The sequence below is a fragment of the Devosia subaequoris genome (genome assembly GCF_014197055.1).
Classification (GTDB): domain Bacteria; phylum Pseudomonadota; class Alphaproteobacteria; order Rhizobiales; family Devosiaceae; genus Devosia; species Devosia subaequoris.
The window spans coordinates 170,348-195,309 of the sequence record NZ_JACIEW010000006.1; the positions used below are offsets into that span (position 1 = coordinate 170,348).

Annotated in this window: 26 protein-coding genes and 1 pseudogene; 13 read left to right on the forward strand and 14 right to left on the reverse strand. The window is 61.8% G+C overall.

Features of this window, described 5'->3' with window-relative positions:
• The first annotated feature begins 65 nt into the window (after positions 1-65).
• On the forward strand, positions 66-950 hold the full coding sequence (locus tag GGR20_RS13180) for an SDR family NAD(P)-dependent oxidoreductase (RefSeq protein ID WP_210283175.1): 885 nt from the start codon (positions 66-68) through the stop codon (positions 948-950).
• On the opposite strand, the gene GGR20_RS13185 is transcribed toward GGR20_RS13180, so the two are convergent.
• From GGR20_RS13185 to GGR20_RS13195, 3 genes are read right to left on the reverse strand one after another with little or no spacing between them, the layout of a single operon-like run.
• Positions 947-1,363, reverse strand: a complete 417-nt coding sequence (locus GGR20_RS13185; protein ID WP_183311821.1) for a DUF2177 family protein — start codon at positions 1,361-1,363, stop codon at positions 947-949. The two genes, GGR20_RS13180 and GGR20_RS13185, sit on opposite strands and share 4 nt — an antisense overlap.
• A gap of 10 nt (positions 1,364-1,373) precedes the next feature.
• Positions 1,374-2,021, reverse strand: coding sequence for a ChrR family anti-sigma-E factor (locus tag GGR20_RS13190; RefSeq protein WP_183311822.1), 648 nt, complete (start codon positions 2,019-2,021; stop codon positions 1,374-1,376).
• A complete protein-coding gene (locus tag GGR20_RS13195; RefSeq protein ID WP_183311823.1) occupies positions 2,018-2,512 on the reverse strand; it encodes a sigma-70 family RNA polymerase sigma factor in 495 nt (164 codons plus the stop codon). Before GGR20_RS13195 ends, GGR20_RS13190 begins: the two co-directional genes overlap by 4 nt.
• Positions 2,513-2,837: 325 nt before the next feature.
• On the opposite strand from GGR20_RS13195, the gene GGR20_RS13200 reads away from it, so the two are divergent.
• A complete protein-coding gene (locus tag GGR20_RS13200; RefSeq protein WP_183311824.1) occupies positions 2,838-4,187 on the forward strand; it encodes an NAD(P)/FAD-dependent oxidoreductase in 1,350 nt (449 codons plus the stop codon).
• Positions 4,184-4,945 (forward strand): DUF1365 domain-containing protein, encoded by a 762-nt coding sequence (locus GGR20_RS13205; protein ID WP_183311825.1) that lies wholly within the window; start codon positions 4,184-4,186, stop codon positions 4,943-4,945. Before GGR20_RS13200 ends, GGR20_RS13205 begins: the two co-directional genes overlap by 4 nt.
• Before the next feature lie 3 nt (positions 4,946-4,948).
• Here GGR20_RS13205 and GGR20_RS13210 read toward each other — a convergent pair whose 3' ends face one another.
• From GGR20_RS13210 to GGR20_RS13215, 3 genes and pseudogenes are all read right to left on the reverse strand, one after another.
• Positions 4,949-5,887 carry a Gfo/Idh/MocA family protein gene (locus tag GGR20_RS13210; protein ID WP_183311826.1) on the reverse strand — a complete coding sequence of 313 codons (939 nt, stop codon included), beginning with the start codon at positions 5,885-5,887 and terminating at the stop codon, positions 4,949-4,951.
• 86 nt (positions 5,888-5,973) lie between these two features.
• Positions 5,974-6,078, reverse strand: a pseudogene (locus tag GGR20_RS18740) (VOC family protein); the annotation flags it as partial.
• A 60-nt stretch (positions 6,079-6,138) separates the two neighbouring features.
• Positions 6,139-7,392, reverse strand: coding sequence for a glycerate kinase type-2 family protein (locus GGR20_RS13215; protein ID WP_183311827.1), 1,254 nt, complete (start codon positions 7,390-7,392; stop codon positions 6,139-6,141).
• Positions 7,393-7,514: 122 nt separating this feature from the next.
• Here GGR20_RS13215 and GGR20_RS13220 point away from each other — a divergent pair, with 122 nt between their 5' ends.
• The 4 genes from GGR20_RS13220 (at position 7,515) to GGR20_RS13235 (ending at position 10,307) form a co-directional block, all read left to right on the forward strand.
• A complete protein-coding gene (locus GGR20_RS13220) occupies positions 7,515-8,207 on the forward strand; it encodes a DUF1045 domain-containing protein (RefSeq protein WP_183311828.1) in 693 nt (230 codons plus the stop codon).
• 5 nt (positions 8,208-8,212) lie between these two features.
• Positions 8,213-9,349 (forward strand): alpha-D-ribose 1-methylphosphonate 5-triphosphate diphosphatase, encoded by a 1,137-nt coding sequence (locus GGR20_RS13225; RefSeq protein ID WP_183311829.1) that lies wholly within the window; start codon positions 8,213-8,215, stop codon positions 9,347-9,349.
• A complete protein-coding gene (gene phnN / locus GGR20_RS13230) occupies positions 9,346-9,912 on the forward strand; it encodes a phosphonate metabolism protein/1,5-bisphosphokinase (PRPP-forming) PhnN (protein ID WP_183311830.1) in 567 nt (188 codons plus the stop codon). The genes GGR20_RS13225 and phnN overlap by 4 nt, the downstream gene beginning before the upstream one ends.
• 188 nt (positions 9,913-10,100) lie before the next feature.
• Positions 10,101-10,307 (forward strand): hypothetical protein, encoded by a 207-nt coding sequence (locus GGR20_RS13235; protein ID WP_183311831.1) that lies wholly within the window; start codon positions 10,101-10,103, stop codon positions 10,305-10,307.
• A gap of 55 nt (positions 10,308-10,362) precedes the next feature.
• Here GGR20_RS13235 and GGR20_RS13240 read toward each other — a convergent pair whose 3' ends face one another.
• Positions 10,363-10,578, reverse strand: coding sequence for a hypothetical protein (locus GGR20_RS13240; protein ID WP_183311832.1), 216 nt, complete (start codon positions 10,576-10,578; stop codon positions 10,363-10,365).
• A gap of 506 nt (positions 10,579-11,084) precedes the next feature.
• Between GGR20_RS13240 and GGR20_RS13245 the strand changes: the two genes are divergently transcribed.
• Positions 11,085-12,131, forward strand: coding sequence for a LacI family DNA-binding transcriptional regulator (locus GGR20_RS13245; protein ID WP_253560225.1), 1,047 nt, complete (start codon positions 11,085-11,087; stop codon positions 12,129-12,131).
• A 6-nt stretch (positions 12,132-12,137) separates the two neighbouring features.
• Here GGR20_RS13245 and GGR20_RS13250 read toward each other — a convergent pair whose 3' ends face one another.
• Both GGR20_RS13250 and rirA read right to left on the reverse strand, forming a co-directional pair.
• Complete coding sequence (locus tag GGR20_RS13250) at positions 12,138-13,952, reverse strand: ABC-F family ATP-binding cassette domain-containing protein (RefSeq protein ID WP_183311833.1); 1,815 nt, start codon at positions 13,950-13,952, stop codon at positions 12,138-12,140.
• Between the two features lie 249 nt (positions 13,953-14,201).
• Positions 14,202-14,657 carry an iron-responsive transcriptional regulator RirA gene (gene rirA / locus GGR20_RS13255; protein WP_183311834.1) on the reverse strand — a complete coding sequence of 152 codons (456 nt, stop codon included), beginning with the start codon at positions 14,655-14,657 and terminating at the stop codon, positions 14,202-14,204.
• 192 nt (positions 14,658-14,849) lie between these two features.
• On the opposite strand from rirA, the gene GGR20_RS13260 reads away from it, so the two are divergent.
• Positions 14,850-15,164 (forward strand): HU family DNA-binding protein, encoded by a 315-nt coding sequence (locus tag GGR20_RS13260; RefSeq protein WP_210283176.1) that lies wholly within the window; start codon positions 14,850-14,852, stop codon positions 15,162-15,164.
• On the opposite strand, the gene GGR20_RS13265 is transcribed toward GGR20_RS13260, so the two are convergent.
• The 4 genes from GGR20_RS13265 to GGR20_RS13280 form a co-directional block, all read right to left on the reverse strand.
• Positions 15,155-16,342 (reverse strand): ROK family transcriptional regulator, encoded by a 1,188-nt coding sequence (locus GGR20_RS13265; protein ID WP_183311835.1) that lies wholly within the window; start codon positions 16,340-16,342, stop codon positions 15,155-15,157. The genes GGR20_RS13260 and GGR20_RS13265 overlap by 10 nt on opposite strands.
• A gap of 220 nt (positions 16,343-16,562) precedes the next feature.
• Positions 16,563-17,501: an aldo/keto reductase gene (locus tag GGR20_RS13270; RefSeq protein WP_183311836.1), complete on the reverse strand. Its 939-nt coding sequence runs from the start codon at positions 17,499-17,501 to the stop codon at positions 16,563-16,565.
• On the reverse strand, positions 17,498-17,911 hold the full coding sequence (locus GGR20_RS13275) for a hypothetical protein (RefSeq protein ID WP_183311837.1): 414 nt from the start codon (positions 17,909-17,911) through the stop codon (positions 17,498-17,500). The genes GGR20_RS13270 and GGR20_RS13275 overlap by 4 nt, the downstream gene beginning before the upstream one ends.
• A 92-nt stretch (positions 17,912-18,003) precedes the next feature.
• Positions 18,004-18,396, reverse strand: a complete 393-nt coding sequence (locus tag GGR20_RS13280) for a VOC family protein (RefSeq protein WP_183311838.1) — start codon at positions 18,394-18,396, stop codon at positions 18,004-18,006.
• A gap of 226 nt (positions 18,397-18,622) precedes the next feature.
• On the opposite strand from GGR20_RS13280, the gene GGR20_RS13285 reads away from it, so the two are divergent.
• The 4 genes from GGR20_RS13285 to GGR20_RS13300 all read left to right on the forward strand — a co-directional run bounded on the left by GGR20_RS13285 (position 18,623) and on the right by GGR20_RS13300 (position 23,857).
• Positions 18,623-20,203, forward strand: a complete 1,581-nt coding sequence (locus tag GGR20_RS13285; RefSeq protein ID WP_183311839.1) for an ABC transporter substrate-binding protein — start codon at positions 18,623-18,625, stop codon at positions 20,201-20,203.
• Positions 20,204-20,273: 70 nt separating this feature from the next.
• On the forward strand, positions 20,274-21,254 hold the full coding sequence (locus GGR20_RS13290) for an ABC transporter permease (RefSeq protein WP_183311840.1): 981 nt from the start codon (positions 20,274-20,276) through the stop codon (positions 21,252-21,254).
• A 3-nt stretch (positions 21,255-21,257) separates the two neighbouring features.
• Positions 21,258-22,217: an ABC transporter permease subunit gene (locus GGR20_RS13295; RefSeq protein WP_183311841.1), complete on the forward strand. Its 960-nt coding sequence runs from the start codon at positions 21,258-21,260 to the stop codon at positions 22,215-22,217.
• Positions 22,217-23,857, forward strand: a complete 1,641-nt coding sequence (locus GGR20_RS13300) for an ABC transporter ATP-binding protein (RefSeq protein ID WP_183311842.1) — start codon at positions 22,217-22,219, stop codon at positions 23,855-23,857. Before GGR20_RS13295 ends, GGR20_RS13300 begins: the two co-directional genes overlap by 1 nt.
• A 64-nt stretch (positions 23,858-23,921) precedes the next feature.
• On the opposite strand, the gene GGR20_RS13305 is transcribed toward GGR20_RS13300, so the two are convergent.
• Positions 23,922-24,959 (reverse strand): Gfo/Idh/MocA family protein, encoded by a 1,038-nt coding sequence (locus GGR20_RS13305; protein ID WP_183311843.1) that lies wholly within the window; start codon positions 24,957-24,959, stop codon positions 23,922-23,924.
• Positions 24,960-24,962: the final 3 nt, after the last annotated feature.

Genomic DNA, 24,962 nt, shown 5'->3' on the forward strand with positions numbered 1-24,962 from the left:
TTTCCGGCTTCAACCGGGCACGCCTGTCATTCCACCTACCTTCCCTGCATTTGAGGGAGGAGCTTATGGGTGAGTTCATTGAAATCGCCCGCTGGCAAAGCCATCCGAACCTGGTTCGTATGGCCACTCCAGCACGTCCCGGCTTTTCTTGCCGCCCCATTGCATCCATGCTGACCGGCCTGACGTATCTCCTTAAGAGCGACAACAAGGAGCCCGAAGCAGTGGCGAGCAACGAAAAAATCTGGATCATTGGCGGGTCGAGCGGCATTGGCGAGGCCATGGCCAAGGCCTATGCGGCGCGCGGCGCGCTGGTGGTCATCTCGGGCCGCAATCGGGACGCGCTCCATGCCGCGCTGGCACGGATCGGCCCCGGCCATCACGCCGTGACGGCCGACGCCATCGACCGCGACAGCCTGGTTGAGGCCGCCATCCAGCACGGGCCGTTTGATCGCATCATCACCACCGCCGCCATCTATGATCCCGGCCCGGTCAGCAAGGCCGATCCGGACCAGGCGGCGAAAGTGTTCGAGGTCAATCTGACCGGCACCTTCAACGTCGCCCAGATCGGCGCCGCGCACCTTCGCCCCGGCGGGCAATTGGTGTTGTTCGGTTCGGCCTCGGCCATATTCGGCCTGCCCAATGGCCAAGTCTATTCGGCCACCAAGGCCGGCATTGTCAGCCTCGCCCAGTCGCTGCGTAGCGAGCTCTGGCCGCAGGTCGATGTGCGCCTGGTCACGCCCGGTTTCGTGCGCACACCACTCACCGACAAGAATGATTTTGCCATGCCCGGCCTGATGGAGCCTGACCAGGCGGCGGATCGCATCCTCAAGGGGCTCGATGGCAAGAGCTTCGAGATTGCCTTCCCCCGTCGCCTAATCTGGCCGCTCAAGCTCCTCGGCGTCCTGCCGCATTCCCTGGCCTTCGCCATCACCTCGCGGATCCGGGGCTAGGTGGTGAGCTTGGCCAGCCAATATCCTGCCAGGGCCGAAACGCCCGACAGGAACCCACCCCAGGCCATGTCGATCACGCTGATCTGCAGGCTCCATCCCTTGAGGGTGGACAGGTTCGTCATGTCATAGGTGCCATAGGCCAACAGGCCCAATGCCACCCCTGCGAGCAGCGCCCAGAGCCAGCTTCCCGCATTGAGCGCAGGCAGAATGGCGAAGCCGACAAGACCTGCGACATAGAACAGATAAAACAGTGCCGCGGGCAGCAGATTGGGCTGCTCAAGCAGGAGATCGCCGATCGCAGCCCGGTAAAAGCCGATGCCGAGCACCGTCAGCCAGAGGAAATCGATCCCGAAAAACACCAGCGCCGTGCCGCCATAGGCAGCCAGCAGTGTCAGCAGTGAAAAGCCGAACATCCCTGTCTCCTCAAATACCCAGAATGGGCTGCACCAGGCGCACCAGGCGGCTGGAGAATTTCAGCGGTGCATCGGTGATGGCCAGGCAAATGCAGTCTTCGTCCGCATCCGCCACAGGTTGATGGATCAGCGAGCCATCGGCATCCTCGATATCGCCGGGGCCGAAGCGGTCGACCTCGTCGTGGAAGCTGCCCTTGAGCACCACGGTCAACTCCCGCCCGCCGTGGGTATGCTCGGGCACCGGCTTACCGGCGGCAATGCACAGCAGCCGGGCTTGCGTGGTCGGATCGCCCGTCTTGATCAGGATTTGCTTGGCATTGCCCAGATTGCGCCATTTGATGGTGTCCATGTCACCACCAAGATAGCTGCGCAGCGGCTCGGGCAGAGTTGCCGAAGCCGGACGACGAATGGGGGCTGCATCACCCTGCGGAGCAGTCATCAGACGCGCTTTGAGCTGCTCCCAGCTGTCATCAGGTCCTTCAATCGGGGCCAGTTCTTCGAGCATGACCCCGGCGGTCGCTTCGGCCAGCGCGAGTTGCTCTCGGCATTGCGGGCACATCGCCAGATGGCAAGCGACGGCCAGCGACCAGCCTTCGGAAAGTCTGCCAGCGGCGTAGTCGAGCAGGAGATCGTCGTTGAGATGGTGTCGAATGTTCATTTTATCTCCTCCAGCGCCGTTCGAAGGCGTCCGAAGGCCAGTCTGATACGGGATTTTACAGTTCCAATCGGCAGCCCAGTGCGGGCCGCGATGGTGCTGTGCGAGTCTTCTTCAAAGAAGGACAGGCGGATCAATTCCACCTGCTCCTCGGGCAATGTCTTGAGCGCAGCATGCAGTGCCGCGCCGCTCTGCTTGAGTTCGAGCATGTCCCCTGCCTCGGGTTCCGCAGCGGGAACCAACGCCGGATCGTCCGGGTCAAAGGCAGGTCGTTTCTGCTTGCGCCACGCATCGATCCAGATGTTGCGGGCGATGGTGAAGATCCACGCCGACGCCTTGCCGCGATCCGGATCGAATTGCCCGGCCTTGCGCCAGATCGCCAGCATGGTCTCCTGCATCAGATCCTCGGCGGCCTGATTGTTGCGTGTCAGTTTGAGCAGGTAGGCGCGGATGCGGGGACTGAATTCCATGAACAGCGCCTCGAAGGCCGCCATGTCGGCGCTGGCAGCTATTGCCACGATCTGGGCGCCGGTCTCCGTTGGCGGTGCGGCGGCGTCTGTCCGATGCGTCATGCGAATTTGGCCCTGTTCCGGCGCAGGCCCGGCAAGGCGGCGGCGCTGTGCTCTGGCAGCATCCTCGCATGGTCCGGCAAGTGGGTAAATCGCAAGTGACATGCCCCAGATACGCCGGCCCGCGCCCAGCGGATCATGGGCGGATGCAAAAAATCTTACCGGGCCTATGCCGAAAAATATTGTTCCGGCGGTTGATCCATCCTTGCCGCAAAGACGTATCTGTATCAAACAATCAGGACTTCAAAGCATGTTTCACGCCGCCACAGGTTTTTCCGGCTCGCCCTCCACGCGCCAGCGTCTCGCAGTTGTCGGCAGCGGCGTTTCTGGTCTTTCGGCGGCCTGGTTGCTCTCCAAAAGCCATGATGTGGTCCTTTACGAAGCCGATGATCGGGCTGGCGGTCACGCCAACACCATCGATGTGCCCGGCACTGGTCCGGTCGATACGGGGTTTATCGTCTACAACGACAGGAACTACCCCAACTTCCAGGCCATGCTGGCCCACCTGGGGGTCGGCAGCATCCCGACTGAAATGTCCTTTGCCGCCTCGCTCGATCGCGGCACGTTTGAGTATTGCGGGGAGGGGCTTTCTGGCATGCTGGCACAGCGCCGCAACGCCTTCCGCCCCCGGTTCTGGAGCCTGTTTCGCGATCTGCTGCGGTTTTACCGCGAAGCGCCCAAGGCGTTACTCCAGCCCGACATGCGTGGCCTGACCCTGGATGAATATCTGCGGGCGCAGCGCTATTCGCGCTCATTCGTCGAAGGCCATCTGCTGCCCATGGCGGCAGCGATCTGGTCGTCCAAGGCCGAGGATATTCGCGCCTATCCCCTGTTTGCCTTTGTTCGCTTCTTCGAAAGCCACGGCCTGCTGCAACTCTGGGAGCGTCCCAATTGGCGCACCGTCGCGGGGGGCAGCCGTGCCTATGTGGGGGCGCTGCTGAACGACTTTGCCGGGCAGCTTCGGCTCTCCACTCCGGTCGCCAAAGTGGTCCGAGACGCCGCCGGCGTCACTATCACCGCCCGCACCGGTCAGGTTGATCATTTCGACGCCATCCTGATCGCCACCCATGCCGATCAGGCGCTGTCCATGCTCGATGCGCCCAGCGAGGCGGAACGCGAACTGCTCGGGGCGTTCTCCTACACCATAAATACCGCCGTGCTGCATGCCGATACGACCTATATGCCGCGCCGTCGCAAGGTATGGAGTTGCTGGAACTATATTTCGACCGATCATCTTTCGGACGAGAACCTGCTCTGTGTCAGCTACTGGATGAACCGGCTGCAGAGCCTGGACGGGCGAGATCTATTCGTCACGCTTAACCCGCCGGCCGATCCGCAGCAGGAGATTGCGCGCTTCGAATATACTCATCCCCTGTTCGACAGCGCTGCCATCCATGCCCAAGACAATCTCTGGCAGATCCAGGGGCAGAACCGCACCTTTTATGCTGGCGCCCATTTCGGCCGCGGCTTTCACGAGGATGGATTGCAATCCGGCCTCGCCGCCGCCGAGGCCATGGGATCGCTGCCGCGTCCCTGGACAGTGGCCGATCCTTCCGGCCGGATCACGCTTGCGCCCGCCGAGGCGGCGCTGGTGGCATGAAGCTGAATTCGGCCATATATGTCGGCCATGTGGTGCATCAGCGGCACCGCCCGAAAAAGCATCATCTGCGCTATCGGGTGTTTTCGCTGCTCATCGATCTCGACGAGCTACCCGTGCTGAACGATCTGAAGTGGTTCGGCCACAACCGTGGGGCGCTGTTCTCGTTCCGCGACGCCGACCACGGTGACGGCCTGCCCCTGCGCGACTGGGTCAACCGACAACTGGCCAGCGAGGGGCTGGGCCGGGCCGGCCGCATACGCCTGCTCTGCTATCCACGCATTCTGGGCTATGTGTTCAATCCGCTCACCGTCTGGTTCTGTGATGACGCAGCTGGGCAGCCCCTGGCGACGATCTACGAAGTGCACAACACTTTCCGCGAGCGCCATAGCTATGTGCTGCCGGTCGGTGCCGAGCAGGCAGCTGACAAGGCGTTCTACGTTTCGCCCTTTATCGACATGGACTGCCGCTACGAATTTCGCCTGACCCCGCCGGGTGACAAGGTGCGCATCGCGATCAATGAAACCCAGGACGATCAGCCCTTGCTCTATGCCGCGTTCACAGGGGACCGGCACGAGATGACGAATGCCATGCTCATGCGCCTCTTCGTGACCCACCCGCTGATGACCCTCAAGGTCACGGCGAGCATTCACTTTGAAGCGTTGCGCCTGATTGCCAAGGGCATTCGCATTCGCTGGCACACCGACCGGAAGACCCAGCAGCACGCCAGCCCGGCTCAAATAACCGAGCCGCAGGACTAGCGTCTACCACTCAAAGGCTGGCCCATTTTCGCGGGCACCGAGGAAGAAGACGTCGCTCATCAGCTTAAGCGGGGCTGCGTCGACATCGGATGCGCGGGCGTCGAGCAGATCGGCGAAGCGGTCATATATGCCGGCATATTCTTCGTCACCATGGTCGAGCACCACCTCGCCATTGATGCGCAAGGTGCGACCGCCGCGTTCGAGCTTGAGATCGTCACCCGTGCCGGTCGCTACCTGAATGGTCCAGATTTCTCCGCTCTCTTCGAGCCAGTTGAACCCTGAAGACATCTCGGGGTGATGGGGCTGACCGGACTTGAACCTGACCTCCACATCGACAGGCGTCTGCCGATTGGCCGGGAAGATCAGTTGCGCACTTTCGACAAAGACCGGAAAGGGCATGATCTTGGTGAAGATCGAATAGGCATTGATACCAGGGTCGCATACCCCGAAGCCGCCGGGCTCCCATACCCAATCCTGGCCGGGATGCCATTTACGCACACTTTCGCGCCAGTCGATGCGCACCTTGCTGACGCCCTGATCAGCAAGGATGGCCTTGGCGCGATCAACAGCGGCGTTGTACTGGCTATGCCAGGTCTGGAACAGCACGCGATCAAGTCGTGCGGCATAAGCGACGATGTCGTCCAGCTCCGAAATTGTGGTCGTGGGCGGCTTTTCCATCATCACGTCCTTACCCGCAGCCAGCGCTTCGCGCACCAGCGCGTGGCGAACGCCAGGCGGCGTGCAGATCGATACCAGACCAATTTCGGGCATGGTCGAATAGAGTTCGGCAGCCGTGCGGAACACCGGCAGATCGCCATGGGTCACGCCGCGCGAGGAGACGGTCGCAGCCAGCTCAAAATCCTCGGAGGCCTCGATCACCGGTATGTGCTGGTCCACCGCGATCTTGCCCACGCCGATGATGGCGATCTTGCGCTTGGCCATGCCAGAACTCCCCTGCAGCAAAAACGCGGCTATAGAGCAGGTCTTGCCAGCTTCTGCCAAGGCCTCAATCGATAAAAGTATGATTTTTATGCGGTAGATGCCGGTGGAGATGGTTCCCACAGCTCAATGGGATTGCCTTCGGGATCCTGAATGCGGGCAAAGCGCCCGGTTTCTTCATGGTCCCATTCATCCGGCCGCGGTTTCTCTTCGAGGCCAGCATGGTACGACAAGGCGACGGTCAGAAGACCAATTTAGCGAATGATTATGGCGCGGAAGTCGTTCACATTGGTGCCGGTGGGGCCGGTGACGAACAGATCGCCAATGGCCTCGAAAGCGGTATAGGCATCATTGTTGGCCAGCGCTGCCTGCGGGTCGATGCCGGCCTCGCGCATGCGTCGCGCAGTCGTGCCATCGACAAAGGCGCCGGCATTGTCTTCCGAACCGTCAATGCCATCGGTATCGCCGGCCAGGGCCGAAACCCCATCAACCCCGTCCAGCGCAATGGCCAGCGCAAGCAGAAATTCGCCATTGCGTCCGCCGCGCCCCTTGCCGCGCAGCGTCACGGTCGTCTCTCCGCCCGACAGCAAGACCACCGGCTTGCTGAAGGGGCGATTGCGCTCGGTAATTTCCCTGGCCAGCGCCGCATGCACCTGCGCGACGTCGCGCGCTTCGCCCTCGATGGAATCGGACAGGATGGCCGCTTCTATGCCGGCCTCACGCGCCATGTCTGCGGCGGCCTCCAGCGACAGGGCCGCCGAGGCAATGGTGACCACGCTATTGCGGGCAAAACCCGGGTCGCTCGGTTCTGGCGGCAGATTATCTTCACCCTCCAGCAGGCGTTGCGCCGCCTCGGGCAGTTCGAGACGATGGAGTGCAGCCAGTCGGCGCGCCTCTGCCCGCCCGCCACGCAGCGGCAAAGTGGGGCCGGAGGCGACCAAAGCCGGATCGTCGCCCGGCACATCGGACACCACCAGCGTTACCACCCGCGCCGGCGCCGCGGCTGCGGCGAGGCGCCCGCCCTTGATGAGGGAGAACTGGTTGCGGATCAGGTTCATCACCCCGATCGGTGCTCCCGACGCCAGCAGCGCCCGATTGATCGCCTGTTCATCTTCAAGGTCCAGGCCCGGTGCGGGGGCGGGCAGCAGGGACGAGCCGCCCCCCGAGATCAGCGCCACCACCAGATCATCTTCGGTCAGCCCCGAAACCAGTTCGAGCAATCTCTGGGCCGCCACTTGCCCGGCGTTGTCGGGGACGGGGTGAGCCGCTTCGACAATCTCGATGCGTTCGCACACCTCTGCATAGCCGTAGCGCGTGACCACCAGACCCGAGATGTTACCGGGCCAGGCCTCCTCGAAAGCCTTGGCCATCTGCGCAGATGCCTTGCCGGCTCCGACCACCACGGTGCGGCCGTTGGCAGGTTCAGGCAAATGGCGTGCGACGGCCAGGGCGGGCTGAGCCTGTGCAACGGCTTGGCGGAACAGGCGTTCGAGCAGGGGGCGGTCCATGGGAATGCTGTCTTCAGGTTGCCGGGGTGCACCTTGTCGCCACCCGAAATCTATTTGTCCAGTCCCGTGACTTGTCAAACGCCCGCCATATAGGTCCATTAGCTCCGCGTTCAGGAGGTCCCATGTCGCAGAGATTCGCAATTTACTACGCCCCCGCGGTCACCGACCTTCTCTGGGAGCGCGCTGCGGTCTGGCTGGGCCGCGACCCTGCCACCGGGGTTTCTTATGATGGCGCGGTGGCCGGAATGGCGCGGACCCGCCTGCTCAACCTCACCCAGTCAGCCGGCCGCTACGGCTTTCACGCCACGCTCAAGCCGCCCATGGCGCTGGCTCCAGGTCAGAGTGAAGAAAGCCTGCGCGCCGCCATGAAGGAAGCGGCGGCGGAGTGGGCAACCGTACCGCTGGGCAAGCTTCGGATCGACTCGCTCGACGGGTTTCTGGCCCTGATGCCAGAAGAGGCGCATAATGCCCGATTGCAGGATTTCGCTGCCACCGTGGTTGAGCGTTTCGACCCTTTCCGGGCGCCGCTCAAGCCACGTGATCGCGCTGAGCGGGCGGCCCGTGGCCTGACGCCACGCCAGGAAGAACTGCTCGACGCTTACGGGTACCCCTATGTTTTTGACCAGTTCCGTTTCCACATGACGCTGACCGACCGTCTTTCGGAAGCCGAGCACGATGAGGTGCTGCAGGCCGCACAAACCTGGTTCGGGCCGGTTCTCAACGACCCGCTTACGCTTGATCGGCTGACCCTGTTCCACGAGAAGGAGAACAAACTGCCCTTCAACCGCGTCGCAGAATTTGCCCTGGGAGGCTAGAACCGGTGCCCGAGACGGTGTTTTCCAATGCGCAGATTGTCCTGCCGGATGAAGTGATCCGGGGCAGCATCGTGATGCGCGATGGCAAGATCGCCGAGATCGAGGCCGGGTCCAGCCGGGTGGGCGACGATTTCGACGGCGACTATCTCATTCCGGGACTTGTGGAACTACACACTGACCATCTGGAGAACCATTATAGGCCGCGCCCGGGCGTGTTCTGGGATCCGCTTGCCGCGCTCCATGCCCATGATGCGCAGATCGCCGGCTCAGGCATTACCACTGTGTTTGATGCGGTGCGGATCGGGTCTGACAATGACCTGCCCGACATGCTGTCCCATGCCAGGCATCTGGTCGATGCGGTCAGGGCCGGTGGCACCGGCGGCTGGCTACGCGCCGAGCATTTCATTCATCTGCGTTGCGAATTGCCGAGCCACGATGTAGTCGATCACTTCGACGCGCTGGCAAACCATCCCACCACGCGGCTGGCCTCAGTCATGGACCACACGCCGGGACAGCGCCAGTTCCGTTCGCTCGATGCCTATAAGCGCTTCTATGCCAAGCAGATGGGGCGCAGTCCCGAGGAATTGCAGTCCTATCTCAATGCGCGCCTGGCCGAGCACAAGCGCTTTTCCGCCCCTAACCGGCAGGCCATTGTGTCGCGGGCCCACGCCATGGGCATCGCCCTGGCCAGCCATGACGATGCCACCCTGGCCCATGTCGAGGAGGCCGAGGCTGACGGGGTGGCCATCGCTGAATTCCCCACCACGCTCGAGGCGGCGTCTGCGGCACATGAAGCGGGGCTGTCGATCCTCATGGGCGCGCCCAATGTGGTGCGCGGCAAATCCCATTCGGGCAATATTTCGGCGACCGATCTGGTGGAAGCGGGTCTGCTGGACATTCTGAGCTCGGACTATGTACCCTTTGCCCTGCTGCAGGCCGTTTTCCTGCTGCCGCAGCGCATTGAAGGCCTTGCCCTGCCGGACGCCCTGGCGACTGTAACGGCCAATCCGGCGCGGGCAGCCGGGCTCGATGATCGGGGAGAAATCGTGACAGGCAAGCGGGCCGATCTGGTGAGGGTTGCAGCGCAAGCGCCTCTGCCCGTTGTGCGCGGCGTCTGGCGCGAAGGGCTGCGTGTGAGTTGAGCGAACGTCCCCCTGGAGTGCTGGTGTTGGTTGTTGGTCCCTCCGGGGTCGGCAAGGATACGCTGATCGGCGGGGCCCGTCAGGCGCTCGACGGCGACAAGCGTTTCAGCTTCGTGCGACGGCTGGTCACCAGACCCGCCGATATTGATCTTGAGGACCATATCAGCCTTGAGCGCGAAGATTTCGCTCGGGCCCGAAAAGCCGGCCGGTTTGCCCTGACCTGGCAGGCCCATGGGCTGGACTATGCCCTGCCCATTGGCGTCGATACCGATCTGGCGCTGGGGCGCGTGGTAATTGCCAATATCTCACGCCATGCCGTGCCAGAGGCAATTGCCAAGTATCCACTTTGCCGGGTCATTCAGATTTCTGCGGAGATATCCCTGCGGGCTGCACGCCTGTCCAGGCGAGGGCGCGAAAGCCGCGACCAGATCGTTTCCCGCCTAGCCCGTGAAGGAGCGGCATTGCCCGCAGATGTCCATCCCGTGGTCATCGACAATTCAAGTTCGGTCGGCATCGGCGTCACCGCCTTCGTCATGGCGCTGCGCCGCATCGCCGAGGATTGAACCCATCAAGGTCGTGCGCGTTGAACCATTTCAGTTCAAGCGTCGGGAGATATCATTGCCGCGCAAGGGCCTTTACGGCGTGATCGCCTTTCTGGTCATCGCAATGGTCGCTCCCGGCATCTAAATCTATCAGCGGCCGGCCCAACCGGGCATCGAGGTGCGTGTTGATGAACAGGGGATTTCGATCGATGGAAACGGCTAAGGACAGCGCAGAACTGCGTCATCAGGCGATCATCACGGCCCTGGCTTCCGAACTTGAACGACAGGCTGCGTCGGGCGCTTCACGGGTAGATGTCGATGCGCTGGCCACGGCGGTGGAAGCTACGCTCGATCCGGACCCGCCAATGGCGGAAGGACGGCGACCTTCGGAGCTGAACGCGACCAATGATGATTGAGGGCAGAGCCTTCGATCAGAAATGAAAAAACCGGTGGTCCATGCCACCGGCTTAGTCATGCGGCCTCGCCGTTTGAGACGGCGCGACTGATCGCCAAATGAGCGGTCTCGACGGAAGGGAAGCGCTTGCCGTCCATGGCGAAGGCCGGCAGCTTGACCGCCACGAACCTGTAGCCTTCGGCATCCGGCACAACCACGCCCTGTGGTTCTCCGGCAACTTCAATCACTATGGGCCTGAGCTTTTCGGCCCTGTTCAGATTATGTTCCTGCATGGTGGAATCTCCACTTGCGCGTCCGTCCAAAACGAATCCCTTCGGCTTGAAGGCGATCCGGGGGCTGGCAGCGCGGGGTCTATCGGTTTTGTGAGACGAGGATGTGACGGATTAGATCACATTCGTTTTGAGCGACAGGACCCTTGCCAGCGTTTGGAAACGCGCATGCAGGTTACTACGGTCGAACACATGGCATGGATCGTGAAGGTCTTCGATGTCGTCATCGTCATTCCTCTCCTTGCGGGTGTTGGACGCTTGTGTGGCACGCCAATGCGGCGGCGCAATGGCAAGATAGGGAACGCAGTCAGGTTTTGCCAGTGCACCTTTATGCGTATTTGCCGAGAATCGCGCAAAAGCCTGCCCAAAAATTCTCGACCCGTAAAATCTTGATAACATCGGTCATATTAAAACGCAATTGCATGCGTCTTGCTTCGGACCCCGCAATCTGATGTTCTTTGTCGATTAGGCGTCCCCGCTGGTTATCGGCGGGTCTGAGGGGAACATAGGTGTCGCAGGAAGAAGTACCGCCCGCCACGCGCGGCAAGCGGGGCGTAAAGCCATCAGGCAAGCCCACGCTCAAAACCATCGCACAAATGACGGGGTTGGCGGTCACAACCATTTCTCGCGCCCTCAATAACGCACCCGAACTGGCGCAGGAAACACGCGACCGCGTCCAGAAGATCGCCGCTGAAATCGGTTATATGCCCGATCGGGCGGCCCTGCGCCTCAAGACCGGCCGCACCAATGTCATTTCGCTGATCCTCGAGCCCGACGAGCAGATCTATGGCTTTGGTACCAGTCTTGTGACCGGCATTACCGAGGCGCTGCGCAATACCAGTTTTCACCTCGTCATCACGCCGCTGTTCCGCAATGTCGAACCGATCGAGCCGATCCAGCACATTGTGCGCAACCGCGTAGCCGACGGCGTGATCTTCTCCAAGGCCGAAACCTTTGACGAGCGCATTCGCTTCCTGCTCGACAATGATTTTCCCTTTGTCAGCCATGGCCGCAGCCGTTGGCCGGAGCCGCATCCCTTCGTCGATTATGACAATGAGGCCTATGCCTATGGCGCCACGCTGCGCCTGGCGGCCAAGGGCTGCCGCAGGGTCTCGATTATCCTGCCCGAAAGCGCGCTCACCTATACCGAGCATTTGAAGGCCGGCATGGAACGGGCCGCCCGCGAAGCCGGCATCGCCTTCGAATTTGCCGCAGACGTCAATCTGGGCAGCCCAACCGATGCCATCCGCAACTATGTCATCAAACGCGCCCGGCGGCCGGACGGCCCAGATGGCTATGTCTGCGCCTCAGAAATTTCGGCGCTGGCGGTAACCGGCGGATTGTCCGATGCGGGGCTGGTGGTGGGCAAGACCGCCCATGTCGTGACCAAGCAATCCTCGTCCATGTTCGCCCAGTTCCAGCCCGGTGCTGAAACGGTACCGGAAGATTTTGTCGCTGCGGGTCGTAATCTGGGCAGCCTGCTGCTCCGCCGTATCGCCGGGGAAACCGACGACTTGCAATTCATGGCCCAGCCAGTCTTCGACTGGCAGGACTGATCCGGCTCAGGAGCCTTCGAGTTCCTCGCGCAGCATTTCAAGCTCCAGCCATTGTTCTTCTGCCGCCGCCTTGCGGGCCGCCGCCGCTTCAAGCGCCTTGGACTTGGCTGCGAACCCATTGGGGTCGCGGTTATAGAAGTCGGGGGCTGCAAGGGCAGTGTTCAGCGCAGCGATTTCTTTTTCCAGCGTTTCGATCTGCTTGGGCAGAGTCTCAAGGGCATGCTTTTCCTTGAAGCTCAGCTTGCGCTTGGCCGCTATCGGGGGCGCTGCGGCCTGCGTTCTGGGCTTGCTGGTCTTGGCTGGCTTGTCCACCTGCCGCGCCGCAACACCTGCACCGCGCTGGGCCACCATGTCCGAATAGCCGCCGGCATATTCGGTCCAGAGCCCATCGCCCTCGGCCATGATCACCGAGGTGGCGACCCGGTCGAGAAAGTCACGATCATGGCTGACCACCACGACCGTGCCGGCATAGTCCGAGACCATTTCCTCGAGCAGATCGAGCGTTTCCAGATCCAGATCATTGGTTGGCTCGTCCAGCACCAGGAAATTGGACGGAAGGGCCAGGGCCCGCGCCAGCGCCACCCGCGCGCGCTCCCCGCCGGAAAGTTTGCCAATGGGCGTGTTGGCCTGTTCCGGGCTGAACAGAAAGTCCTTCATATAGCCAATGACATGCTTGGGTTCGCCACTGATGTGGATGGTGTCGCTGCCGCCACCGGTCAGCGCATCCTTGAGCCGTGTATCGGGCTGCAATCTGGCGCGCCCCTGATCCAGCATGGCCAGTTCGAGCGCCGCGCCACGCTTGATGGTGCCGCTGTCCGGCTCCAGCAGACCGGTCAGCATCTTGATCAGCGTGGTCTTGCCGGCGCCGTTCGGCCCGACAATACCAACCCGGTCGCCCCGTAGAATGCGGGTCGAGAACTCTCGCACCACGGTCCGGTTGCCAAAGCTCTTGGAAATGGCTTCGGCTTCGGCCACGAGCGCGCCGGATGTTCGGCCTTCGCTCACGGCCAGGGTCACCCCGCCGGTCACCTTGCGCTGTTCGCGCCGCTCCTGGCGGAGATTGGCCAGGCGTTCGAGCCTACCCACATTGCGCTTGCGCCGTGCCGTCACACCATAGCGCAGCCAGTGCTCCTCGCGCACGATCTGCCGGTCGAGCTTGTGCCGTTCCTTATCTTCAAGCTCCAGCACTTCGTCGCGCCAGCCTTCGAAGGCCGAGAAGCCCTTCTCGATGCGCCGGGTGACGCCACGGTCCAGCCAAACCGTGGAACGCGACAGATCCGAGAGAAATCGTCGGTCGTGGCTGATCAGCACCATCGCCGAGCGCATCTGGCTCAACTCGGCCTGCAGCCACTCGATCACCGGCAGGTCAAGATGGTTGGTCGGCTCGTCCAACAGCAGCACATCGGGCTGTGGTGCTAGCACCCGTGCCAGCGCTGCGCGACGCCCCTCGCCGCCGGACAACGTCGTGGGCTTCTCCGCTCCGGTCAGCCCCAGCGCTTCGAGCAGATATTGCGCCCGGTAAGGATCATCGCCCGGGGCCAGACCGGCCTCGACATAGGCCAGGGTCGTCTCGTAGCCGGCCAAATCCGGTTCCTGCGGCAGATAACGAATGGTGGCGCTGGGTTCGGCAAAGCGTTTGCCGGCATCGTGCTGCACGATTCCGGCGGCGATCTTGAGCAGCGTCGACTTGCCCGATCCATTGCGCCCGACCAGAGCAATACGCTGGCCCGGTGAAACGATCAGCTCGGCCGCTTCGAGCAACTGCGTGCCGCCAAAAGTCAGCTGAATATCTTGCAGGGAAAGTAGGGGAGGCTGGGCCATGTCGTGTCCGGTGGCATTCGGCCCGCATAGAGCATGGGGTCGGGCCGATGGCAATCGATAGGGGAATGAAAAGAGGCCGGTCAGGACGTTGAGGATCCTGGCCGGCCCGGGGAGACGGTAGCAGCAAGCCCCGTCGTATTCAGGCGCTCGGACCCACAGGCCCCAAGGGGTCGTAGCGCCATAAGCGCAACCAACCACGCCCAAACATGATTGTCAAACTCATATTTAAATTTGGTTGTCGATTTTTGATCAGGCGACGTTGACGGCCTCATCCACCGTCAGCCCGAGCCGCTCGCGGATAGAACGCTTCTTGCTGGCGAGATCGGCAATGGTGTAGCGGCTCAGCACGTCGAAGAAGGCACCAAGCGCCTCGCGCAGCGCACCATTGAGGTCGCATTCGCCGATCAAGGGGCAGTCCGCACCATCCTCGAAGCATTCCGCCAACGCGAAATTTTCCTCGGTCAGCCGGATAGTTTCAAGCAGGGTGATGTCCTGGGCCGGCTTGCCCAGCTTGATCCCGCCATGCCGACCGCGCACAGTCTGCAGCAGCCCGCTTTCCACCAGCGGCTTGATCAGCTTGAACAGGAATAATTCCGAAATGCCGTATGCGCGCGCAATTTCGGCTACCCGGCTCAGGCCTGGTTCATTGACGGCGCAATAGACCAGCGTGCGGATGGCATAGTTGGATTGACGGGTCAGTCTCACAGGAAACCTTTCTGCTGGGTCTTGCGCGCTTTAGGGGCTCTTTTCTCTCCATAACGCGGTCGCCAGCTTATAACCATTCTAAAAAAAGTCAATTAATCCTGAAATGGAAGATCATGTTTTTTGTGATCACGCGCGGCACTGGACAGCCATTTATCTTCCTCCTATGAATTTAATGGGGCGAGGAGGTTTGGAGTGGATAAAACAGTCACCCGAGCCATGTTAGGGGAAAGCGTTGCCGATGCGACTGGCCTGTCGCGTCACGACGCCGTCCAGATCGGCGAACGTATGTTCGAGTTGATCGGCGACGCCCTTAAGCGTGGCGAGTCAGTCAAGCTGAGCGGATTTGGAACTCTGGATGTGCGCTCCCGCGCCGAGCGAATCGGTCGCAATCCCCGCACCGGCCAGGAACACCGCATTGCGCCGCATCATACGGTCGTGCTGATCCCCAGCGCCCGGCTACGCGATGCGCTGGAGCCGCCCAAAGCCGCAAGGAAGGCTCAAAAATAGCGCCAGTAAAGCGGCAACTCCGCAGCGCCGATGGCGGGCGATAGTCTGCCGTGACGGCCGTTGACCACGCGAGGCGGGTTGAATCCGCGCGTGGCGAACCGGCCCATCTCGTTCTGCAGGCGCATTGCCAATTGCGACCCTATGGCGGCGCCGAGCTCGGTGTCGAGCACCACCAGCGGTGGTTCAAAGATCACGCTGGCATTGTGGACCACCTGCGCCAGGGCCTGAGCCGCTTCGCCAATCCACGCCTCGATATGGGGCGCCATGGCGGTCATGTCCCAATGCGCGACGGGTCCTTCGGCCTCCGCAAATCCGGCGGCGACCAGCCGGGCGCGCAGGGCGAAGAGCGAGGCGACCTGATGCGCTAATTGCGGCGCGCCGCCGTCCACATGAATCAGGCTGGAGCCCAGATCGGCAGCGTGGCCCGTCGCGCCCTCCCATAGCGTGCCATCGCTGACCATGCCGGCCAGCAACAATTGCGAGACCATGAGGAAGATGATGTTGGCCGGACGCGGTGGTGCCAATGCGATGAGTTCTGCCCAGCAACCGGCATTGCCATCATTGACCTGGGTAATCTTTAGCTCGCTGCGCTGAGTCAATTCGGCGACAGGATCGAGTTGACGCCAGCGGACCACCTGTTCAGGCGGCGCATGGAGCAGATCCAGGTCCGTTGTTAACGATCCAGGCATTGCCAGGCCAATATCGAGTAGCCGGGACCGCTGATCTTGCGCCAAGGAATGTCGGAATTCCTCTATGACGACGCCGATGCGGTCGAACAGCGAAGATGCATCGGGATAGGCATGGTCTTCATGGTGATGCTGAAGAATTTTGGCATGCATGTTAATCAAGACGACATCGAAATGCCGCCAACTGATCTCTACACCAATGGAGAAACCGCCGTTTTCATGCAGCAGGATCGGCGTGGCGGGTTGCCCGCGCCGTCCCCGCAAAACCGGGCCGCGCTCGATCAGTCCCTCCTGCTCAAGATCGACCAGAATGGCGGAAACCGTTTGCGGTGCAAGGCCCGACAGTCGCGAAATCTCAGCATTCGAGGCGCCGGAATTGAATGCAACCACCGTCAGCACGGTCTTTTCATTGGCGCGCCGCACTCCAGCGTGCCGAACACCACGCCGGCCGGCACCAAACACGTCGCGCGTCGGCTCCAGAACTGAAGACATATTGACAGGACTCCTGCCGGGGCAAGACGAGCCTGCGGCCGATGGATAGTTTACCTGGACTCATATCCAGACCGGCTGAATATCGCCCCACAGCTTTGCGGTAACTCAACAACGCAATGCCAGTAATCGCAATCCCTCGTCAAGTCTCAGACGCCGTTCAATTTTTCACAGACCAATTTTCTGTGCTTTAGCTGCTTGCTCCATGGCGGGCCGTGACCGTTCACCGCCCACTGTCGTTCAGCAGTTTTTCTGCTTCCGCGCTTAGTTTCAGACGCACGCCGCGCGCCAGGGTTTCGACCTGCTCGATCGAGGTGGCTGAGGCGATCGGTGCGCTGACACCGGGTTGAGCCACAAGCCAGGCCAAGGCGATCTCGGCAGGCGTTGCGTCCAGTTCGGTGGCGACCTGATCGAGCGCGCCCAGAATGCTCAACCCCTTAGCGTTGAGATATTGTCCGACACTGCCGCCTCGTGTCGCCTGCTCCAGATCATCCTGACTGCGATACTTGCCTGTCAGAAAGCCCGAAGCGAGACTGAAATAGACGATCGAGCCCAACTCGTTCTCAAGGAGATAGGGGCGGAGCGCATCGAATTCGGCGCGGTCGTAGAGATTATAGCGCGGCTGGGTCACTTCGTAGCGCTGCAGCGATTTGACAATGGCGGTCTGCTGCGCCTCGCGCATCATGTCGGCGTCGTAGTTCGAGGCGCCAATGACCCGCACCTTGCCCGCCCGGATCAACGTGTCATAAGCCTCCAACGATTCCTCATGACTGGATTCGGCATCGGGCCAGTGGCTGAAATAGAGATCGACATAATCGGTCTGCAGCCGCTTGAGGGAGGCTTCAATGCCTGTCTTGATCGCTTCTGGCTTGAGCCCACCGGGCTTTTTGCCCGAATTGACCTTGGTGAAGATGTGCACGCTATCGCGGTTGCCTCGCGCCTTGAGCCATTTGCCGATGATCGTCTCGCTCATGCCCGGCGGATTGCCCGGCACCCAATTGGGATAGCCCTCGGCGGTGTCGATGGCGGAAAAGCCGGCGCCGACATAGGCATCGAGGATGTCGAAGCCCCTCGCCTCATCGACTGTCCAGCCAAAAACATTGCCACCCAGCACCAGGGGTTCGATCACCAGTTCGCTGCGGCCAAGTGGGCGACGGTTCATTGTGCTTCTCCATTGTTCTCTGGTGGGCCAACGTCGGACGACCCGATTTGTTCGTCTGGCGGCACGCGGGGCGCACACCATTGCAGAGCTTCGGCGATGGAACGGAAGGATCCCGACAGATCGATAAAGGCGAAGGCGTCTTCCATATCTTGACTGTGGCGCAAGTAGACAAATGTCCCGTGACGCAACCCGTCCAATAGCCAGCCATCCGGATCAACAAGGCGGGCGCCATAGGGCGAGGCGCCGATGGCATCAATCTGCCGAGCTTCCCGATCCAGGGTCATTTCCCAGGTGCCGGCGCTGCCCCCGGGGCGGCTGGTATGGACGTGCACCCCGGTGGAATAGTCATCCTCGCAGCGCACCACGAGACAGGAAAATGCGTCCGCGTCGCTATCGCGTGCACAGCCCATGCTGGCCCTGTCGCCTTCCCCGGGCAAGGGAGAATAGTGCCAACCCGGCTGTTGCCCGGCGACCGGGCTCACACAGCATAGAGCAAGGCCAATCAGCGCTGCGGCTCGATGAGGTCCCATTTGTTCCCATATAGATCGACAAAGACGGCGACCGTGCCATAGGCCTCGCGCCGTGGCGCTTCGAGAAACCGCACGCCATTGGACTGCATGCGGGCGTAGTCGCGGTCAAAATCGTCGGTTTGCAGAAACAGCATGACCCGCCCCCCGGCCTGCTTGCCGATCACCGCCCTTTGGTCCGGGCCATCGGCCTTTGCCAGCAATAGTCGCGCGCCGTCACCGCCCGGCGGGGCCAAGACCACCCAGCGCTTGTCCGGCGCCAACCGCGTGTCTTCGACCAGTGTGAAGCCCACTGCGTCGCGGTAGAAGGCGATGGCCTCGTCATAGTCGGCGACGACCAAAGCTATGGTGGCGATGGATTGTTTCATGCCCGCACAGAAATCTCTCAGCAGGTTGACGTCAAGCGCCTCCGGGCCAACCGAACGGATCGGCGGAGAACCGTCCAATTCTGTGGATTGCCAATTCGAGGGCCACGGCATTGACCAAACGGTCAACGATTCCCGTTGCGCTCCTGCTAAATCTACGCTTTGGTGTCGCCCAAGCCACCTTTGGGCAACCATTGAGATGGCGCTTTCAAGGAACGGGAGACTATACATGCACACTTCACTGACCCGCATCGCGGCGGTCCTGATCGCCTCGACGATGCTCGCCGGTGTTGCCCAGGCCGAGACGGTCCGCTGGGCGCGTTCGTCCGATTCGCTGACGCTGGACCCGCATTCGCAGAACCAGGGCGTCACCCATACTTTTGCGCATCACATCTATGAAACCCTGATGTGGCGCGACACCGAAGGCAACCTGATCCCGCGCCTGGCGACCGAATGGTATGTCAAGGAAGGTGATCCAACCGTCTGGGTGTTCAAGCTGCGCGAAGGCGTCAAGTTCCACGATGGCGCTGACTTCACCGCCGAGGACGTCGTGTTCTCGCTCGACCGCGCCCGCTCGGAAGGGTCCAACCTCAAGCAGCTTCACGCCGAAGTCGCCGAAGTGCGTGCCGTGGACGACTACACTGTCGAAGTGCAGATGGTCGGTCCGAGCCCGCTCTACCCGAACAATGTCACCAACACCTTCATCATGGACAAGACCTGGTCCGAAGCCAATAATGTCGAGGACGTCCAGGATTTTGCCGCCGGTGAATCCAATTATGCCGTGCTCAACACCAATGGCACCGGTCCTTACGAGCTCACCTCTCGTGAGGTTGACGTGAAATCCGTGCTGACCGTTTTCGACGAGTGGTGGGGCGAGGCGCCCGAAGTCACCGAGATCGTCTACCTGCCGATCGCCGACAATGCCACGCGCGTTGCCGCCCTGCTCTCGGGCGACGTCGACATCGTTCAGGACGTGCCGGTGCAGGATATCGAGCGCTTGAAGAATTCCGACGGATTCAAGGTCGAAACCGGGCCCGAGAACCGCGTGATTTATTTTGGTTATCGCTTCGGTGAAGAGCCACTCAAGTCTTCCAACGTCACCGATTCCAACCCCTTCAATGATCCGCTGGTGCGCGAAGCCATGGAACTGGCGCTTGATCGCGATGCGATCCAGCAGGTGGTGATGCGCGGCAATTCGATCCCCACCGGCGTGGCGACCCCGCCCTTCGTCAATGGCTGGACTGAAGAGCTTGACCAGTATCCGGCACCGGATGTGGAACGCGCCAAGGAACTGCTGGCCGAAGCGGGTTATCCCGATGGTTTCTCGGTGACCCTGGACACGCCGAACAACCGTTATGTCAACGACGAAGCGATCTCCACGGCATTTGTCGGCATGCTGGGCCAGATCGGCATCGACGTGACGCTGGCCTCGCGTCCAATCGCCGAGCACAGCCCGATCATTCTTGGCGATGAAACGGATTTCTACCTGCTCGGCTGGGGCGTTCCGACCTTCGATAGCGCCTATATCTTCAACGATCTGGTGCACACCAAGACCGACACCCACGGCACCTATAATGTCGGTGGCTACTCCAATCCCGAGCTGGACGAAAAGATCATCTCGCTCGGCACCGAAACCGACCTTGAGGCACGCGATGCGACCATTGCGGAAATCTGGGAAGTGGTGAAGGCTGACCGTGTGCTCCTGCCGGTGCATAACCAGACGCTGGCTTATGCCATGCGCGAGGATATCACCCTGCCGGTGCATCCGGAAAACCAGCCTAACATGACCACCGTCGTGTTCGCCGAATAAGCGTCCTGCAATCCTGAACCGCCGCGCGGAGTCGATCCCCGCGCGGCGGTTCTCAGTTATGGAGGGCCCCATGCTGGCCTTCATTGCGCGACGGCTGTTTCAGTCCGTTATCGTCATGCTTGCGGTGGCGTTCATCGCCTTTGTGGTCTTCCGTTATGTCGGCGATCCGGTCAGTTCCATGCTGGGCCAGGATTCGACGCTGGCCGACCATGCGGCGCTGCGCGAGCGCCTGGGCCTTAACGAGCCCTTCTACATTCAGTTCTTCAGCTTCGTCGGCAATGCCCTGCAGGGGCAGTTCGGCATCTCCTACCGGCTGCAGCAGCCGGTGAGCCAGCTCATCATGGAGCGCCTGCCGGCGACCATCGAACTGGCCTTCGCCTCGGCCAGCATCGCCCTGGTGCTCGGTGTCGTGCTGGGCATCTACACCGCCCTTCGGCCCCGCGCCTTCTCCACCGGCGTCATCATGACCGCGTCGCTGATCGGGGTGTCCCTGCCCACCTTCCTGATCGGTATTGGTCTCATCTACGTCTTTGCGGTCGAACTCAAGGTTCTGCCCTCCTTCGGGCGTGGCGAAGTGGTGGACCTGGGCTGGTGGCGCACCGGATTTCTCACCGAATCCGGGCTGCGCTCGATCATCCTGCCGGCCATTACCCTCTCGCTGTTCCAGTTGACGCTGATCATGCGGTTGGTGCGCGCCGAAATGCTCGAAGTGCTGCGCACCGACTATATCCGCTTTGCCAAGGCCCGCGGATTAAGCCAGCGGGCGATCAATTTCGGCCATGCGCTCAAGAACACCATGGTTCCGGTCATCACTATTACCGGGCTGCAACTGGGGTCGGTCATCGCTTTCGCCATCATCACCGAAACCGTGTTTCAGTGGCCCGGTGTCGGCTCGCTCTTCGTCAACTCGGTGGCTGTAGTCGATGTGCCGGTCATGGCTGCCTATCTGGTCTTTGTGGCCTTGGTCTTCGTGGTCATCAACCTCATCGTTGATATTCTCTATTTCATCGTCGATCCGCGCCTGCGCGACGGCGCCAAATCCGGGAGGTAGTCGGTGACCGATCTACCCCATTCCCCCGAGCAGCCCGTTCCGGCTGCCAAGACCTCGCGCTGGCGGACCTTTCTCAAGTCCGACATCGTCTGGTCCTACCGGCATTCGCCGGTGACCATTATTGCCTCGATCGTTGCGCTGGTGCTGATCCTGATGGCGGTGCTCGCCCCCTGGATTGCTCCATATAACCCGTTCAATCCAGCAACCTTGAATTTGATGGACGGCTTCACGCCGCCCAACTCCAATTCTTTTGCCGGACGCTACTTCATTCTGGGCACCGATAATCAGGGTCGCGATGTGCTCTCGACCATTATGTATGGCTCGCGCGTTTCGCTGTTTGTCGGCTTCTCGGCCACGCTGTTCGCCATGGTCATGGGGGTCGGGCTGGGCCTGGTCGCCGGCTATCTGGGCGGCATCTGGGATGCCATCATCATGCGCGTCGCCGATGTGCAACTGAGCTTTCCGGCCATCCTGATTGCACTGCTGATTTTCGGCGTGGCGCGCGGCCTCATCCCGCCCAACCAGCAGGAAGGCGCAGCCATCTGGGTGCTGATCCTGGCAATCGGCCTGGCCAACTGGGCCCAGTTTGCCCGCACCGTGCGCGGCGCCACCATGGTCGAGCGGCAGAAGGATTACGTGTCCGCCGCCCGCATCCTGGGGGTCAATCCCTTCATCATCCTGCTGCGCCACGTGCTGCCCAATGTGATGGGGCCGGTGCTGGTCATCGGCACCATCGGCCTGGCGCTGGCCATCATCGAGGAAGCCACGCTCTCCTATCTTGGTGTCGGCGTGCCACCCACCCAGCCCTCGCTCGGGACGCTGATCCGTATCGGTCAGCAATTCCTGTTCTCCGGCGAATGGTGGATCCTGCTGTTCCCCGCGGTGACCCTTGTCCTGCTCGCCCTGTCGGTCAACCTGTTGGGTGACTGGCTGCGTGACGCCCTCAATCCGAAGTTGCGCTGATGACCGAGCCCGTACTATCCATCAAGGACCTTGTGGTCGAATTCCCGTTTCGCAATGACGTGTTCCGCGCCGTCAATGGCGTCAGCTTCGACATCATGCCCGGCGAAGTGGTTGGCGTGGTCGGTGAATCGGGTGCCGGCAAATCCATGACCGGCTCGGCCGTCATTGGCCTGATCGAACCGCCCGGCCACATCGCGTCCGGCGAAATTCGTCTCAAGGGCGAACGCGTTGACAATCTGCCCGAAGAAGCCAAGGCCAAACTGCGCGGCAGGCGCATCGGCATGGTCTTCCAGGACCCGCTCACCAGCCTCAATCCGCTCTACACCATCGGCGAGCAACTGATCGAAACGATCCGCACGCACCTGCCGCTCAATGAGGCCGAGGCGCGCCAGAAGGCCATCGACCTGCTCACCGAGGCCGGCATTCCCAAAGCAGCCGAGCGCATGGAGAGCTATCCGCATCAGTTTTCGGGCGGCATGCGCCAGCGCGTCGTCATCGCACTGGCCATTGCGGCAGAACCGGAACTGATCATTGCCGACGAGCCTACTTCGGCGCTCGACGTGTCGGTACAGGCCCAGATCATCAAGGTACTGAAAAAGCTCTGTGCCAATCATGGTGCGGCGGTGATGCTGATCACCCATGACATGGGCGTCATCGCCCAGACGGCCGACCGCATGGTGGTGATGCATCAGGGCACGGTGGTCGAAACCGGTACAGTGGGCGACATCATTCGCCGCCCGCAGGAGCCTTATACGATCAAGCTGATCAACTCGATCCCGACTATCCAGCGTCAGGCTGGCGATGTTGCCTCGGAAGAGGCCGCCAACGACGACGGCGCTTATGTCCAGGTCAAGCATCTGGTGCGCGATTTCGAGATCGGTGGTGGCGGCTTTCTCAAGCTCCTGCCCGGCAAGGTCGAGATGTTCCGCGCCGTCAACGACGTCAGCTTCGCCATTGAAAAAGGCAAGACCTTCGGCCTTGTGGGCGAAAGCGGATCGGGCAAGTCCACCTGCGCCAAGATGATTGTCGGGCTGCTGCGGCCCTCCTCCGGCCAGATCACCGTTGACGGCCATGATATCTGGGCCGGCGGCGCCGGGCACCGCGAGCGACGCAAGCGGGTGCAGATGATTTTCCAGGATCCCTATGCCAGCCTCAATCCGCGCTGGCGGGTCGCAGACATCGTGGCCGAACCCATGCGGACCCTGGGCATCGCCCGCAACCGCACCGAGGTCGATCACCGGGTAGCCGAACTGCTCGAGCGCGTGCGCCTTGATCCTTCCGTCATGCGCAAATTCCCGCATGAGTTCTCCGGCGGCCAGCGCCAGCGCATCGCCATTGCCCGTGCCCTATCCAGCCAGCCTGAATTCATCGTTTGCGACGAGCCGACTTCGGCGCTCGACGTATCGGTACAGGCTCAGGTGCTCGACCTGATGCAGGAGCTGCAGGACGAATTCGGCCTCACCTATCTGCTTATCAGCCACAATCTGGCGGTGGTGCGGCAGATGTCGAGTGCGGTCGGGGTGCTGCACAATGGCGTGCTGGTGGAAAAGGGACCGACAGACGCCATCTTCGACAATCCGCAGGCCGACTACACCCGGATGCTGCTTGATGCCGTGCCGGATATTTCGCGGGTGGCTTGATACGCGCAGCGCCCGGGAAGTCCCGGGCGGTGTTCCTATTCCGATGCAGCCGGTCGGGTGGGGACTAGACCTCCACCCTTTTCCTCTCCTTGCCCGAGCGGATCAGGGCATCGATCAGCCGGTGCACGTTGAGCGCCGTATGGCCGGTTGAGACCGGCTGCCGACCCGCCTGTACCGCCTCGGCGAAGTCGGCGATCTGGGCCTGATGCCACTGGAAGGGAAAGGCCATTGGGTCAGCGCCGCCGCCCGAGGTGCTGGCCTCTTCCCCGACCGTTTCGATCCGGCCATCGAGCCAGTTCAACGTCAGAACACCCCCGGTCAGCGTCGCGCTGGCCTTGTCGAAATTGAGCGTCAGGCTTTCCGGGCCGCCGGGAAAATTGGCGGTCGTGGCGATCAGTCCGCCCACCGCGCCATTGACGAACTCGATGCCCCCGGCCGCGAAGTCCTCGGTCTCCATCTGGTGCAGCCCGGTGGTCGTCGTCATCGCGGTGACCGCCTTGGCTGGACCGGTCAGGCTAAGCATCAGGTCGAGCGAATGGATCGCTTGGGTGATCAGTACGCCGCCCCCGTCCTGGGCGAAGGTGCCGCGCCCGGGCTGGTCGTAATAGCCCTGCTGCGGGCGCCACCAGGGCACAACAAGCTGCGCTGCCCGCAGCGTGCCGAGTTCGCCGCTGGCGACTTTTTCGGCCAGCGCCTGCGAGGCCGCGCGGAAACGATGCTGGAAGATGACGCCCAAAGTCACCCCGGCAGATGCGCACGTCTCGACAATCCGCCGGGCCGCTTCGGTCGAACGCTCCACCGGCTTTTCCATCAGCACATGCTTGCCCGCCTTGCAGGCCGCAGCCACCAGCTCTTCGCGCGCATTGGGCGTGGTGAGCACCAAGATCGCGTCAACGCTGGGGTCCTCCAGCAGCGCTTCATAGCTTGAGGCGGCCGGCAGGTCATACTCGCGGCAGAACTGGTCAAGCTGGTCCCGATTGCGTCGGTAGACGCCCCGCACCGCGATGCGATCCTTGAGCGCATTGAGTGCCAGGGCATGGGGCTTGGCACCCATGCCGGCGCCGACCACGCCCAAACCGAATTTCCCGTGTTCATCAGCCATTCA

Excerpts from the sequence above, each read along its gene's own strand:
- GGR20_RS13180 (WP_210283175.1), top strand. The coding sequence starts at position 66 with ATGGGTGAGTTCATTGAAATCGCCCGCTGGCAAAGCCATCCGAACCTG.
- GGR20_RS13185 (WP_183311821.1), bottom strand. The coding sequence starts at position 1,363 with ATGTTCGGCTTTTCACTGCTGACACTGCTGGCTGCCTATGGCGGCACG.
- GGR20_RS13190 (WP_183311822.1), bottom strand. The coding sequence starts at position 2,021 with ATGAACATTCGACACCATCTCAACGACGATCTCCTGCTCGACTACGCC.
- GGR20_RS13195 (WP_183311823.1), bottom strand. The coding sequence starts at position 2,512 with ATGGCGGCCTTCGAGGCGCTGTTCATGGAATTCAGTCCCCGCATCCGC.
- GGR20_RS13200 (WP_183311824.1), top strand. The coding sequence starts at position 2,838 with ATGTTTCACGCCGCCACAGGTTTTTCCGGCTCGCCCTCCACGCGCCAG.
- GGR20_RS13205 (WP_183311825.1), top strand. The coding sequence starts at position 4,184 with ATGAAGCTGAATTCGGCCATATATGTCGGCCATGTGGTGCATCAGCGG.
- GGR20_RS13210 (WP_183311826.1), bottom strand. The coding sequence starts at position 5,887 with ATGGCCAAGCGCAAGATCGCCATCATCGGCGTGGGCAAGATCGCGGTG.
- GGR20_RS13215 (WP_183311827.1), bottom strand. The coding sequence starts at position 7,392 with ATGGACCGCCCCCTGCTCGAACGCCTGTTCCGCCAAGCCGTTGCACAG.
- GGR20_RS13220 (WP_183311828.1), top strand. The coding sequence starts at position 7,515 with ATGTCGCAGAGATTCGCAATTTACTACGCCCCCGCGGTCACCGACCTT.
- GGR20_RS13235 (WP_183311831.1), top strand. The coding sequence starts at position 10,101 with ATGGAAACGGCTAAGGACAGCGCAGAACTGCGTCATCAGGCGATCATC.
- GGR20_RS13240 (WP_183311832.1), bottom strand. The coding sequence starts at position 10,578 with ATGCAGGAACATAATCTGAACAGGGCCGAAAAGCTCAGGCCCATAGTG.
- GGR20_RS13250 (WP_183311833.1), bottom strand. The coding sequence starts at position 13,952 with ATGGCCCAGCCTCCCCTACTTTCCCTGCAAGATATTCAGCTGACTTTT.
- GGR20_RS13265 (WP_183311835.1), bottom strand. The coding sequence starts at position 16,342 with ATGTCTTCAGTTCTGGAGCCGACGCGCGACGTGTTTGGTGCCGGCCGG.
- GGR20_RS13270 (WP_183311836.1), bottom strand. The coding sequence starts at position 17,501 with ATGAACCGTCGCCCACTTGGCCGCAGCGAACTGGTGATCGAACCCCTG.
- GGR20_RS13275 (WP_183311837.1), bottom strand. The coding sequence starts at position 17,911 with ATGGGCTGTGCACGCGATAGCGACGCGGACGCATTTTCCTGTCTCGTG.
- GGR20_RS13280 (WP_183311838.1), bottom strand. The coding sequence starts at position 18,396 with ATGAAACAATCCATCGCCACCATAGCTTTGGTCGTCGCCGACTATGAC.
- GGR20_RS13285 (WP_183311839.1), top strand. The coding sequence starts at position 18,623 with ATGCACACTTCACTGACCCGCATCGCGGCGGTCCTGATCGCCTCGACG.
- GGR20_RS13290 (WP_183311840.1), top strand. The coding sequence starts at position 20,274 with ATGCTGGCCTTCATTGCGCGACGGCTGTTTCAGTCCGTTATCGTCATG.
- GGR20_RS13300 (WP_183311842.1), top strand. The coding sequence starts at position 22,217 with ATGACCGAGCCCGTACTATCCATCAAGGACCTTGTGGTCGAATTCCCG.
- GGR20_RS13305 (WP_183311843.1), bottom strand. The coding sequence starts at position 24,959 with ATGGCTGATGAACACGGGAAATTCGGTTTGGGCGTGGTCGGCGCCGGC.